11 protein-coding genes and 1 tRNA gene are annotated in these 13,092 nt (G+C 71.9%); all 12 read left to right on the plus strand.

What is annotated here, in order from left to right; genetic code table 11:
* Nucleotides 1–96: 96 nt before the first annotated feature.
* The 12 genes from NQZ70_RS50350 to NQZ70_RS50405 all read left to right on the plus strand — a co-directional run bounded on the left by NQZ70_RS50350 (nucleotide 97) and on the right by NQZ70_RS50405 (nucleotide 13,079).
* Nucleotides 97–1,857 carry a carboxypeptidase-like regulatory domain-containing protein gene (locus NQZ70_RS50350; protein WP_237244792.1) on the plus strand — a complete coding sequence of 587 codons (1,761 nt, stop codon included), beginning with the start codon at nucleotides 97–99 and terminating at the stop codon, nucleotides 1,855–1,857.
* A 234-nt stretch (nucleotides 1,858–2,091) separates the two neighbouring features.
* The gene (locus NQZ70_RS50355; RefSeq protein WP_237244793.1) at nucleotides 2,092–3,171 is read left to right on the plus strand and encodes an ATP-binding protein; all 1,080 of its coding nucleotides are present in this window, start codon (nucleotides 2,092–2,094) and stop codon (nucleotides 3,169–3,171) included.
* A gap of 230 nt (nucleotides 3,172–3,401) precedes the next feature.
* Nucleotides 3,402–3,483: transfer RNA gene (locus NQZ70_RS50360), tRNA-Leu, on the plus strand.
* Between the two features lie 757 nt (nucleotides 3,484–4,240).
* Nucleotides 4,241–5,380 carry a PEGA domain-containing protein gene (locus NQZ70_RS50365; protein WP_129580587.1) on the plus strand — a complete coding sequence of 380 codons (1,140 nt, stop codon included), beginning with the start codon at nucleotides 4,241–4,243 and terminating at the stop codon, nucleotides 5,378–5,380.
* Nucleotides 5,381–5,390: 10 nt separating this feature from the next.
* Nucleotides 5,391–6,161 carry a hypothetical protein gene (locus tag NQZ70_RS50370; RefSeq protein WP_129580588.1) on the plus strand — a complete coding sequence of 257 codons (771 nt, stop codon included), beginning with the start codon at nucleotides 5,391–5,393 and terminating at the stop codon, nucleotides 6,159–6,161.
* A complete protein-coding gene (locus NQZ70_RS50375) occupies nucleotides 6,136–6,969 on the plus strand; it encodes a hypothetical protein (protein WP_129580589.1) in 834 nt (277 codons plus the stop codon). Before NQZ70_RS50370 ends, NQZ70_RS50375 begins: the two co-directional genes overlap by 26 nt.
* 15 nt (nucleotides 6,970–6,984) lie before the next feature.
* On the plus strand, nucleotides 6,985–7,761 hold the full coding sequence (locus tag NQZ70_RS50380; protein ID WP_129580590.1) for a hypothetical protein: 777 nt from the start codon (nucleotides 6,985–6,987) through the stop codon (nucleotides 7,759–7,761).
* A gap of 122 nt (nucleotides 7,762–7,883) precedes the next feature.
* Complete coding sequence (locus NQZ70_RS50385; protein ID WP_207217685.1) at nucleotides 7,884–8,330, plus strand: hypothetical protein; 447 nt, start codon at nucleotides 7,884–7,886, stop codon at nucleotides 8,328–8,330.
* Between the two features lie 10 nt (nucleotides 8,331–8,340).
* Nucleotides 8,341–9,162 carry a co-chaperone YbbN gene (locus tag NQZ70_RS50390; protein ID WP_129580591.1) on the plus strand — a complete coding sequence of 274 codons (822 nt, stop codon included), beginning with the start codon at nucleotides 8,341–8,343 and terminating at the stop codon, nucleotides 9,160–9,162.
* Nucleotides 9,163–9,835: 673 nt separating this feature from the next.
* Nucleotides 9,836–10,231, plus strand: a complete 396-nt coding sequence (locus NQZ70_RS50395; protein WP_129580592.1) for a hypothetical protein — start codon at nucleotides 9,836–9,838, stop codon at nucleotides 10,229–10,231.
* A gap of 179 nt (nucleotides 10,232–10,410) precedes the next feature.
* Nucleotides 10,411–11,658 carry a TolC family protein gene (locus NQZ70_RS50400; RefSeq protein WP_272827296.1) on the plus strand — a complete coding sequence of 416 codons (1,248 nt, stop codon included), beginning with the start codon at nucleotides 10,411–10,413 and terminating at the stop codon, nucleotides 11,656–11,658.
* Entirely contained in the window at nucleotides 11,655–13,079 is a 1,425-nt protein-coding gene (locus NQZ70_RS50405; RefSeq protein WP_129580593.1) for an efflux RND transporter periplasmic adaptor subunit, read from the plus strand. Before NQZ70_RS50400 ends, NQZ70_RS50405 begins: the two co-directional genes overlap by 4 nt.
* Nucleotides 13,080–13,092 lie beyond the last annotated feature (13 nt).

The raw sequence follows: 13,092 nt of genomic DNA on the forward strand, positions 1-13,092 counted from the left end.
CGCCAGCGTCCTCTCGGCGCCGCCGCGCGCTCCCACGGCGCCGATACCGCGCGCGCTCTGCGCCGAGCGCGTCGCGCGCTCGGCGAGGAGGGCGCCGTGAGCTCGCGACCCGCCGTGCGCGCCCTGCTGTTCGCCTGCCTGCCGGCCTCGGCGGCGTGCAGCATCCCCCTCGAGGCTGCGGACTCCAGCCCCACCAACGCCTGCGACCGGTCGGTCGAGTGTGGCCCGGGGGCGACCTGCGCGGAGGTCGACGGGCACCGCGCGTGCGTCTCGACCAGCGCGCACCTCGACGGGCTCCTCCTGGAGATCCGGCCGCGCGTCTCGCGCGAGGTGAGCGCCGAGGTCTCTCACCTCCTCGATCTCGACGCCGGCAGCAGCTTCCCCCCGGACGATGCCGGCGGGCAGGTGCATTCCCTCGATCTCACGGTCCCTCCGCCCGTGAGCGTCACGGTCACCTTGCGCCTCGGCGGCTCCTACTGCGGCGACCTCACCGGCGGGGACTTCCCGGTGAAGGCCGAGCTCCGGCGCATCGCGCCCCTGCTGGGCTTGCCCGCCCAGAGCTACGCGGCGGTCTCGGAGCCGAACGGCTCCGACGGCCACCGGTTCCGTCTCGCGGTCCCCGCCGGGAGCTATCACCTCTACCTGGTACCGCAGCCGCACAGCCGCTGCCGCGACGACCTCCCCCCGCCCATCTTCCTGCCGAACCAGCAGGTGCCCGAGCAGTGGACGCTCGGCATCAACGCCGAGGCTCCCGCCGTGCTTCAAGGCAGCCTGCAGGTGCCGGCGGGCCTGAGCGTCGACGGGTGGAAGCTCGACGTCGTCGACCCGCTGACCGGCAGCGTCATCTCGCAGGTCGGCGTCCTCGAGCAAGGCGAGCCCAGCCCGCCGGGGACCGCGTCGCGGGTCGAGTTCAGCGTGAAGTTCTACTGGACCGACAAGGAGAAGAGCCCGCTCATCCGCCTGCGACCCAAGGACGGCGAGCCGCGGCCCACGGTTTACTGGGAGCTCGCCGCGGTCGCGCTCCACGGGTCCACGGCGAACCTGACCCTCTCGCTGCTCCAGCTCGACGCGGCGGCGCGCCGCGTGGAGGGCCGGACGCTCGACGCGAAGGGCAACCCGGTGCTCTCCGCCGTCCGCATCCAGAGCGCGAACATCGACCAGGCCCCCACCGCCGCCTACAAGCTGGACACCGAGACCGACTCGAGCGGCCTCTTCCGGGCCGACCTCCCGCCCGGCGAGTACGTCGTCTTCGCGCAGCCGATCAACGACACCACCAAGGCGAGGGCCAGGCAGTCGCTCAGGTTCGCCGCCGGCGACGACTGCTACTGCGGCCAGTCGATCCTCATCCCCGAGGCCGGGACGCTGCGCGGCCGCGTCCAGGGGCCCACGGGCGAGTGGATGGACGGCGCGAGCGTGGTCGCGGTCCCCTCCCTCGGCGAGGTCACGAACTACCTCAACCAGGTGCTCAACCCGGAGCCGCCGCTGCCCCGGCAGGCGTCCGGGGTCCTGCGCAACGGCGCGTTCTCCATCGGCGCCGACCCCGGGGAGTTCGACTTCTCGGTCCGGCCGACGCCGGGCTCCGCCTACCCGTGGCTCGTGCTGCCGCGCCTGGTGGTCCCCCCGACCGACGCCGCGGTCATCGACCTGGAGCTCGCCATGTCGTACCCGGCCGTGCTCCAGGGCGTGGTCCGCGACGCGTCGGGCGATCGGCTCGGCGACGCCGCGGTCGTGGCCTGGCTGCCGGTCGAGAGGAAGACCGCGCAGGGGACGGTCACGGGGGTCATCCAGATCGGCGAGACCCGGTCGGAGCCCGACGGCTCCTACGTCCTGCCGCTCCCCCCATCGACGTCCAGGTGAAGTCGGAGCGAAAAAGGGCGGTACCAGCTCAGCGCGGAGCGAGATAGGCTAGCGCCCGTGGCGCAGCCGACGCGCGGTGGGACATCGGAGCCTTCAACAGAGGATGGCCTGACCCTCGCGCCACCTCTGCGCGGCGAATCGGGGCAGCGTACCGACGAGGAGCGCGCGAGCGCGTCCCTTCCGTCGGCACAGGAGCTCGCCGTCGCGCTGCACGAGGTCTCTAACGCGCTGACGGTGATCGTGGGCTGCATCGAGCGGGCCCAGGCCGAGCACGGCGCTGAGCTGAGCCGCGCGCTCGGCGTCGCCGTGTCGCGGGCGCGCGACGCCCGCCGCCTGATCCGGAGGGCGATCGGCGCGGACGCCGGGGGGCGTCCGGCCGGCGACGGCGAGGTCGCGTCGACGCCGCTGGGCGAGCCGACGCGGCCGCTCGCCGACGTCATCGACGACGCGGTGACCGGGCTCGAGCCCGAGGCGCGCCGCTCGTCGATCGCGCTCCGCGCCGAGATCGATCCCGACGTCGCGCGGGCTTGCGTGAGCAACGGCGCCGCGGTGGTGCAGATCTTGACGAACCTCTTGCTCAACGCGGTCGCGCTCTCGCCGCGCGGCTCTGCCGTGCGCGTGGATGCCAGGCTGGACGGCGCGGCGGTGATCGTCGGGGTCGCGGATCAGGGGCCCGGGGTGCCGCCGTCGCGCCGCGCGACGCTGCTGAGCTCCGGCGTGTCGACGCGTCCGGGCGGGGCGGGCATCGGCCTGCGCCACTCTGCGGCCCTGGCGAGCTCCGCTGGCGGCGCGCTCGCGCTCGTTCCCTCGGACGAGGGCGCCCGCTTCGAGCTGCGCTGGCCGATCGAGGGCTCCGCGCCCGCGCCTGCGGGCGGCTCGTCGGGTGACGACGTGGAGGCCAGGGAGGCGGAGGCCGAGGAGGCGCCGTCTGCGCCGCGCAGCACGACGTCGCCGCTTCCCGGCGCGGTCCTCGAGGGCGTGAGGATCCTGGTGGTCGAGGACGACGACGCGGTGGTGGATCTGCTCGACACGGCGCTCACGGCGCGCGGGGCGAGCATCGTCAGCGTCCAGAGCGCGGTGGAGCTCCCGGGCGCGCTCGCGTCCGGCCCGTTCCAGGCGGCGCTGCTCGACATCTCGCCGATCGCGCAGGACGTCCTCGGCACCGTCTCCGCGGTGCGCAGCGCCAACCCCGACGTGCGACTCGTGGTGATGTCCGGCAGCGCCGTCGCGGCTCCCCTCCCGGCGAACTCCGGGGTGTCGTGGGTGCGCAAGCCGTTCGAGATCCGCGAGATCGTCGAGGCGCTCGTCCGCTGACGGGAGCGGCGGCGCGGGGGCCCGCTCAGCGTTCGAAGGGCGGCGCGGGGGGCTCGCTCGCGCAGCGGTCGCGCGCTCGTGCCTCGCCGCGACCGGCGGCAGGCTGCTTGCCGAGGCCGCCAGGCCGGCACACCGCGCCGGGCAGCGCGCGGGGCCGCCGTGTGACGACTTCGAGAGGATTAGCTTGACTTCCCTGGCCAGCTGGGTAGGTTCCGTCCCGCGACCCACTCGCGAAGGTGGCGGAATTGGCAGACGCACTAGCTTGAGGTGCTAGCGGGTAACACCGTGGGGGTTCAAGTCCCCCCCTTCGCACTCTGTCTCTCTCTCTCGACGCATCGTTCTCCAATCCTTGTCCGCACCTGGCTGAGCGGATTGCCGTCAGCTGGTGTGCAGTGCCAGCGGTGGCCATCCTGGGTCGCCGGGGGGCTCGGTTTTGGAGATCGCGTCTGAGGCTCGACGGCCTGCCCTGACACCGCGCTGCTGAGCGTTCGTCTGTGCCCAGCGCGACGCGCGCGAGCTGCACCCGCCGTGTGAGGGAGTGGGGCTCCGGGGGCGTGCGACAGGAACGAACGCCTGTTCTGGGCGAACGTCATGCGAGCGCGCGCGGGGCATGCACGCGTGAGCGAGCTTGGAAGCGCCTCAGGGGTCTTCCGCTCGGCCGCCTCGACGTGTCGTTTCGGCTGCCTGGCTCGGTCCGGTCGTGTTCGGCGTCTTCGTGCGATTGCCCAGGAGCGTCGGCAGCCATATCGCCGCGAATCGCAGAGAGCAGAGACCTCGCCGCGGGCCGCGCTGCATCGGCGATGCGGTGCGGCTTGCGCGAGAGGGCCACGACTCGTGGGTTGACCTCAGCGTCGGCGACATGTTCGCCATGGTCGATTTCGCCATTTCACCGAGAATCCCGGACGTTCGAGCGGAATGCCTCGCGGAAGAGGCGGCGCGCGATGGATGCGACCGACGCTTGACCGCCGTGCCACGACAGGGTGCCATGGGCGACAAATGAAAGGACGCCGTGCTGGGCAAGCCAGCGCGGCGGCAGCTTCCCTCGATGGCGCGACGTTAGCCACGCGGTATGTGCATCCTCCGAGAGTGCTTGTCGCAGGCTCGGATCACGCCATCTTGCGTCGCGGCGCTGTTGTTTCTCGCTGCAAGCCTGGCTGTCGCCGAGCCAAGCCGCGCCGACCCACCTCGGCCCGACGCTGGCGGGTCTCCGGCGAAGGCGGAGGGCAAGCCCGACGTCGATGTCGAGGCGCTGATCCGCGTGGGAGACGTCGCCCGCGACCAGGGAAGATGGGAGCAGGCAGAAGAGGCCTATTACCTCGCGTACAAGCTCGGCGCAGGCGGCAGGGCCCGCTGCGAATGGGGAATGGCGCTGCTCGCCCTCCGGCGGCACGTCGACGCCGCGATGGCCATCGATAGATGCCTGAAGGATCCCGGGGTGGGAACGGCCGCGCAGCGGCGCCGTTACACGGACGGCCTTGAGAGAGCCCGGCGCGAGGTGGGGCAGATCGACTTCGCCTTGAGCCATCCGGGCGCGCTGATGACGATCGGCGGGGAGGTCCGGGGCAGGGACGCGTCGACGTCCGGCTATACGTACGTCGAGCCCGGTACGCACACGATCAAGGCCACGCTCCCCGGCTTCCTCGATGCCGAGCAAACCGTCCAAGTGGAGAAGGGGAAGGCGATCAAGGTCGCGCTCCGGCTCGTTGAGAAGCCCAAGGAGGCCCCGACGCCCGCTCGGGCCCCGACAAGGCCCGCGACCCACAAGAAGGCCGTGGCCAAGCCCCTGGCCCAGCCAGTACCGCCCGGCCCGTTCGATGAGATGGCGGGCGCGCAGCGGATCTGCGGGATCGGCGTCACCGCGCTCGGCCTCACGGGGGGCCTCGTCGCCTCGGTTCTCGCGGCGCAGTACGCCGAAGAGGCGGAGCGGCGCGCCGCGCGGCTCCTGCGGAACAACGGCAACAGCCGCTCGATCTGCGCAACGCCGTCGCCCGAGAACGCCCTGGCGTGCGCCGAGATCAACGATTTGTACGATGCGCACGAGGTGGCCCGGGACGTCGCGACGGGCTTCTTCATCGGCGCGGGTGTCGTCGCTGCCGCGACGATCGGCTCGTTCATTATCCATGGCATCGAGCGGCGCCGGCAGCCTGTGCGTGTGGCGCCGATGATCGCCGGCGATCAGGCCGGCGTGTCGTTCAGCGGGGTGTGGTGAGGTGACCTCGATGCCGCGATCCATCCAGCGCACGCGTTCGTGGCGCTCTGTCTTCGCGGAGGCCATCGTCCTGATGCTGGCCTCCTGCGGCGCCGGCGCCGGCTGCGCGGAGGTCCCCTGCGGGCCTCGCCTGCGCTGTGAGCCGCCGGCCGAGGAGGAGCTGCCCGACAAGGAACCGCCTTGTCCCGACGAACCCCAGGAGGGCCTCGTTGCGAAGGACGAGTGCGGCGTCTTCGTCAGATCGAGCCTTGGCCACGATCGAAACCCGGGGACAAGCAAAGCTCCTGTCAAGACGATCGCGAGGGCCATCGAGCTCTTGGCCCAGGAGCCCCAGCGGCCTCCGAGGGTTCATGCCTGTAGCGAAAACTTCCCCGAGGCCGTGCGAGTCCGCGGGACCCTGGAGATTTGGGGCGGCTTCGACTGCCATCTCGAGTGGATCCACGATGGCGGCGGGAGCAACACCGTGATCGAGCCCGGGCCGAACGAAATACCGCTCATGTTCGAGGCCAATGCCACGGCAAAGGTCTTCGATCTGGAGGCACGGGCGGCGTCGGCCACGGTGCCGGGCGGCTCGTCGATCGCGGCGATCGTGCTGGAGGGCGCTGGGATCACCCTGCACCGTGGCGAGCTGGCCGCGGGCGATGGCGCGCAGGGCCGCGACGGTGCGCCTGGCGATCCGAAGAACGAGCCGGCCGGGGCGGGGCGCCACGGACGGTTCGGGCGGGACGCGTGCACCGGCGACGTCGTGCCCGGCGGTGACCAGGTGGTGCACCGGCTGTGAGCTAGGGGACTCGATCGGGGGGCGAGGCGGGGATGGAACGGTCGACCACGGAGCGCCCGGCGGCGACGGCGAGCTGACGCCGATCCCGAACCCCAGCGGCTTCGGCCTCGGTGGCCAGGGGGCCACCAGCACCGACGATTGCTTGAACGGGCGCACCGGCGCGAACGGTCCTGACGGCGCGCACGGGCTGGGCGCGCGCGGCCTGGGCGCGTTCGGCCCGCGAGGGCACTACCTCGGGGTGAACGGCGGCGACGGCGGCGACGGGCTCCCCGGGCAGGGGGGCGGCGGCGGGGGCGGCACGAGGGCGGGCGCGATGTTTTGCGGCACCCCGCGCAAGGCCGGCGGCGCGGGCGGCGGCTCCGGCGGCTCGGGCGGCTGCGGCGGGCGCGGCGGGCACGGCGGCGGCCATGGGGGCGCGAGCATCGGTCTCGTGATCCTGAACGCGCGCGTGGAGCTCCACGGCACCGGGATCACGGCCGCGCGAGGCGGCGACGGCGGCCATGGCGGCGTCTTCCAGATCGGCGGGGCGCCCGGGCTCGGGGCGCCTGGCGGGCAGGGCTTCGGCGGCTCGCCCTTCGGATGCTCCGGCGGCGACGGCGGCAAAGGGGGCAACGGCGGGCACGGCGGCGGAGGGCAGGGCGGGCCCTCGATCGCCGTCGCCGTGGTAGGTGCTTCGCTCCCGGTGGTGATGGAGGCTGAGCTCAAGGCGGGAACGGGTGGCAAGGGCGGGCTTGGGGCGAACCCGAGCGTCGCTGGGTCCGCTGGCGACGATGGGCTGGCCATCGACGTGGCCGGCTTTCCCCAGTGAGCCGAGGAGGAACGGATGCAGCGGTCGAAGCTCGTTGGAATCGCGATGGTCGCGCTCGCGGCGGTCTCCTGCGGCGACGACGGGGGCGATCACCCCCCGGTCCCCGTCGATGTCGAGGAGCTGCTCGCTCGAGCCGGGCACAGCAGGAACGATCACAGGTTGGCTTCGAGCCTTCGGCAGCGTGGTCTCCTGTGCAAGGACGGCCTCTGGCTCCCCGAGGTCTACTGGCCCCCGCTCGGGCCGCCGCGGATCGAGCGCATCGTGCTCGTCGCATGGGACATGCCCGCTGGCACGCTCAGAGGCTGGGAGCTCGTGCAGAACGCGTCGGACCGCCGCTACTGGTCCGTGGCGCTGTCCGCCGAGGAGGTGGGCTTCGGTTGCGAGGAGCGCTACACGACGAGCTTCTTTCTCCTGGCGAGCTGGCCGGACAACAACGTTTCTCGAGCGATTGGCCTCGAGCGAGCCGCTCAACTAGCCCTCCAGGAGGACATTTCCTCGGATGACGCTGTACTGGTCAATCATTACACCTTGATCGACGTCGAGAGGGCCAGCGTGCCGGTGCCGGACACGGCGACCTATTACCTGCAGAACCTGTTCACGGGCGCCACATTCAGCATCGACGTTCCTACCGAGGGCGACGGTTCTCCGGATTATGTGACTCAGCTCGAGGTCGATTACGGCGAGCTCGGCCTTGGCGCGATGACCGATGTGGCGACCGGCGTGGTGTACAAGCGCGAGGGCGTGGAGCTGACGAACCATTGCCTTACCGTGACGGACACAACGCTCCCGTAGCGCGCGGTCGAGCGGTTCGACGCGCAGAGGACATTGCCACGACCGGCCGCGCTCGGAGGGAACGGTGGCGTGGGATCGCCCTCGGCGCGGCCGTCACCGTGCGGCCTGTCGATGTCCATCGGGTGGTTGCCGGCCCCTCTCGGTTCCTGGACGGCGCTGCCGGTTCCTGGACGGCGCTGCCGGTTCCTGGACGGCGCTGCCCGATTCCTGGACGGCGCTGCCGGTTCCTGGACGGCGCTGCCCGGTTCCTGGACGGCGCTGCCCGGTTCCTGGACGGCGCTGCCCGGTTCCTCGACGGCGCTGCCCGGTTCCTGGACGGCGCTGCCCGGTTCCTGGACGGCGCTGCCCGGTTCCTGGACGGCGGCGAAACGGCGCGCGAGGCGCTCGTCCTGCGCAACAACGTGATCGGGCTCCTCCTTTCGCGCATGTCGGTGGTGCACGCGGCGGCGCAGTTGGCGCGCACCACCGAGGGCTCGAGGCCGCTGCTCCCCGTCGGCCGGCGACCGCTTGAGCCGGAGATCAAGCGCCGTCAGGTTTTCTCTCTCGTTTCGGAGCAGAGCCAGGCGTAGGCTGAGCGCCATGAAAGAGGCGGCAACCGCGCTCTTGTTCCTGGCGTTGGCAGGCTGCGGCTCTGCCGGCGCGCGTGCTCGGCACGGACAGCCTGATCCCGTAGCGATGGACGAGGTGGTCGGAGAGATGCGGCTTGGAGAAGAGCTGCACCGGCTCGACCTGCTCGAGGCCGAGATTTATGCTCCTTTCCGGTCCGCGGCCCCCGGGCATCCGGTCGATCGTTGCAATAACGGCGACAGCGAGGTGATGTCCAGGATGCTGGCGTTTGGGCTCTCGGTGGGGAAGCAGGAGAAGATGGCCGCGGACAGGAAGTACTACGCGCTGTTGCAGACAGGGAAGCCGGAGGAGCTCTTTCCTGCGATCTACTTACGGAGGTACTATCTCGAAGGTTTGCTGGAGTGTATTCGTGATCTGACGGGCACAGGACCCCGCAAGGCGAGGGAGGAGCATCACGTATCCATCCTCACAAGGTCGAACTTCGACGCTGAAACCAGCCACGGGCTCGTTCTGGTGGATTTCACGACCCATTGGTGCGCACCTTGCAAACTCATGGCGCCCGAGCTGGAGAGGCTCGCGCGTGAACATCGAGGAGAGTTCCGGGTCGGGAGGTTGACCGCCGATCGGCACCAGGAGCTGATCGATAGGTTTGAACTCACGACATTCCCGACGCTGGTCCTCCTGAAGGATGGCGATGAGGTGGCGCGGCTCGACAAGTATCACACCTATCCAGAGCTGCTGAAATGGATCCGTGGTGCGCTGTCGGGCCAAAGCTCGTCCCAGAGCGAGCATTCTGCCCAGGGGGGCCAAGCTCCTACCTCGGGCAGTGAGTGATCCGCGCTCGTCTGCCCTTCATTCCACGTCCGCACCGACATCCTCGTCGGACGGCTGCCCTCCGGGCTGACGATCTTGGTTTGAAGGAGCATCATGCTCCTGCGCCCCGTCGTCATCGCCGGGGTCATCTGCTAGCTCTCCCTCCTCGCAGACGTAGCGGCATTCGTTGCTTGGGTCGTGCCAGTCGCAGTCCTTCTCGGGGGCTAGACGGCATGGTGACGCGCAGCCTGACCAAAAGATAGCGAGAGCGCAGAGGAATATCGTTATCTCAAGCAGTTTTCTCATGGCAGCCCCCAAGCCTTCGGCGTCTGAAGCGGTGCCGGGCCATCGTTGACAGCGCTCGATGTTCCGCGGCTCCTGCCCCGTTCCCCCGTGTCATTTCATCGCTGGCCCACCCCGCGGCGGATTGTATGAGCTCGCCGGTCCGGGGCAAGCGGCGATGCCGCCAGAGCGTGGAGCGACCACCTGGAAGCAGCGCTGTCGCGGTCACTCGATAGGTTTGTCGCCCCAGCTCGAGGGCGCAGGGCGCCGGTTCAGCCACGAGACATGACATCCCGGGCGGGAGCTCGAGTTCTTGCTGTGGACGTTGTCTGGGAGAGAGCTCGGCCCCGGCACGCGGATGTGCCCGCGCCCTCCTTGACGCTCGCCCCATCCTCCTCCACCCTCGCATCGGATGTCCCGCGTCCGGCGACCCCACCGTACCCGCAGCGCGATCCTTCGCTGGATCTGCGCCGCGCTCTCGGTGTTCCTCGTCGTCGGCCTCGTCGCTCAGGGGCACACCCTCCAGGCGCTCGGCGTGGCGATCGCGTGCGAGCACCCGATGCTCGAGCCGTCGTCCGCCCATGACGAGGGCGAGAAGGACGCGGCGCCGGACGGCTCGCACCACGACTGTCCGCCCAGCTGCAGCGACTGCGCGTGCGGCCGCATCCCCATGACGCTGTCCCTCCAGGTGGTGCTGCCGTACATCCTCCTCGAGGCCTACGAGATCCCCGCATCGTCGCCCCCGGCCATGCCAGGGCGCTCCCCCTCCTGCCGCCTCGAACGGCCACCCCGACGCGCCGGCGCTTGAGGCGCCCGCGTCAGGCGTCGCATCCACGAGCACGGCCGCCGTCCTCCGGCGCGTGAGCGCCCCCGCGCCACGCCGCCACGGGCTCGGCCCCCTCGCGCGCACCTGACCGGACTCAACCGCGGTTCTTCGCGCGAGCGCTCCACGCGCTCGAGGGCTGCCCGTCCATGCTTCGCTCCTGCGTGCGTCGTCCGTTCGTCGCTTCCTCGATTGCCCTAGGTCTCCTGCTGTCTTTGCTGCTCGCGCCCCCGGCCGTCCCCGCCGCGGAGCCGCCCCTCAGCCGCGCCCGCGTCGCCGACCTCGCCCGCGCAGCGCCGGGCGCGCGTGTCGCCACGGCCGAGGCCGGCGTCGCCCGCGCGGCGACCTCGGCAGCCGGCGTGCTCTCGCTCGAGAACCCCGTGCTCACCGGGATGGGCGGCGTCCGCCTCAATCCCGACGGAAGCAAGCCGCCGGCCGCGTCGGCCTCCCTCGAGTGGCCGATCGAGCTCGGCGGCCAGCGAGGTGAGCGCGTCGCCGCGGCCAGAGCCGAGCAGCGCGCCGCCGAGATCGGCGCCGAAGACGGCCGGCGCCGCGTCCTGCTCGCCGCCCTGCTCCAGCACGCCGTCGTGCTCCGCGACGAGCGGCAGGTGCAGCTCGCCCGCGCGCGCGTCGCCCTCGCAGAGCGGCTCCACGCCGCGGCGGAGCGGCAGCGCAAGGCGGGCGAGGTGCCGGAGGTCGACGTCACCCTGGCGCTGCTCCAGAAAGGGCGCGACGCCGCCGCCGCCAAGGCGGCGGAAGGCACGCGCGACGCCGACAAGGCCGCGCTCCTCGCCCAGCTCGGCCTCGGCTCGCCGGCAGCGCAGGCACTCCCGGTGGAGGGATCCCTCGTGCCTCCCGGCGAGCCGCCGCCGCTCGCGTCGATGCTCGGCGAGGTGGAGCGGCGCCCCGATGTCGGCGCCGCCGAGGCCTCGGTCGACGCCGCCCGCGCCAAGGCCGAGCGAGAGCGCGCGGCCGGGTGGCCGACCGTCAACGTCGTCGCCCAGGTCGAGCACGACGACGGCGCGAACATCGGCATGCTCGGCCTCGCGGTCCCGCTGCCGATCCTCAACGCCAACCGGGCCGGCGCCGCGACGGCCGCCGCCGAGATCGACGTCGCCAGGGCGCACGCCGACGCCGCGCGGGCCGGCGCCGTGGGCCAGATCCACCAGCTCTACGCGCGCTACCGGGCGACGAAGGAGGCCCTCCAGGCCCTCGCGCCGACGGCCGCCCTCATGGAGCGCGCGGCCGCCATCTCGGCGCGCGGGTACGAGCTCGGCGAGAAGGACCTCGCGAGCGTGCTGCTGGTCCGCCGCGAGGTGATCGAGGCCGAGGCGGCGCTGCTCGAGGCCGAGCACGCCCACGCGGCGGCCAAGATCGAGCTCTTCGTCGCGGCGGGGAGGGCCCTCCAATGAGCGCTCCCCAGCGGAAAATCGAGCTGTCGCCGAAGGCGATCGCCGCGGCCCTCGCCGCGGTGCTGGCGCTCCTCGTCGGGGCCGTCGCCCTCACCGTGCTCATCGAGCATCGGCGCCACGGGCACGACCACGAGGCCGGCCACGGAGAGCACGACGGGCACCAGCACGGCGAAGGCGAGCGAGGGCACGCCCACGGCCACGGCGACGAGCACGACGAGGCCAAGGGCCACGCGCACGGCAAGGGCCACGCGCACGGCGACGACGAGGACCACGGCGACGACGAGGACCACGGCGACGACGAGGAAGCGCACGCCCACGCGGGCGGCAGGCTCGAGCTCTCGCCCGCGATGCGCCAGAACGCGGGGCTGGAGATCCTCGCCGCCGGCCCGGGCAGGGTCGCGGCGACCGTCACGCTCCCCGGCGAGGTGGCGCTCAACGCGGAGGCCATCGCGCACGTCACCCCGCGGGTGCCAGGCACCGCGCGGGAGGTGAAGAAGCAGCTCGGCGACACGGTGAAGCGCGGCGAGGTGCTCGCCGTGCTCGACAGCCGCGAGCTGGCCGAGCTCCAGCGCGAGCTCCTGGCGGCCAAGGAGCGCCTCGCCCTCGCCGAGGCGAGCTTCACGCGCCACGAGGCGCTCTGGAAGGAGCGCATCTCGGCCGAAAAGGAGTACCTCGCGGCCAAGCAGGCGGTCGCCGAGGCGCGGATCGAGCACCGGAGCGCCGCCCAGAAGCTCAGCGCCGCCGCAGGCTCCGGCGCGGCCAAGGGCACCGGCTACGCGCTGGTCGCCCCGATGGACGGCACCATCATCGAGAAGCACATCGCCATCGGCGAGGTCCTCAAGGAGGACACCCAGGTCTTCGTCATCGCCGACCTGTCCACGATCTGGGTCAACGTCACCGTCTACGCCAAGGATCTCAGCCGCGTGCAGGTCGGCCAGACGGCCTGGGTCAAGGCCGAGGGGATCGACCAGGTCGCGCGAGGATCGGTGGCGTACCTCGGGCAGGTCGTCGACGAGCAGAACCGCTCCGCCGTGGCCCGCGTCGTCCTGCAGAGCCCCGGCGCCGCGTGGCGCCCCGGGCTCTTCGCGACCGCGGACATCGCCGTCGAGGAGGCGGCCGCGCCCGTGGTCGTCTCGGACGAGGCCATCCAGCGGGTCGAGGGCAAGGAGGTCGTCTTCGTCGAGGAGGGCGGCGGCTTCGAGGCCCGCGCGGTGAAGATCGGGCGCCGGGGCACGAGCGCGCCGGGGACCGGGGCCGACGGCGCCGACACGCAGCCCGGCGCTCAGGGCGCCGAGCCGCCGCGCGACGCGGCCGTCGTCGAGATCCTGGCGGGGGTCGCCGCCGGCGAGCGCTACGTCGGCAAGAACAGCTTCATCCTCAAGGCTGAGCTCGGCAAGTCCGAGGCCGGCCACCAGCACTGAGGAGCGGCGGCCC

Origin of the sequence: Sorangium sp. So ce836 (genome assembly GCF_028553905.1) — a bacterium.
GTDB lineage: Bacteria > Myxococcota_A > Polyangia > Polyangiales > Polyangiaceae > Sorangium > Sorangium cellulosum_D.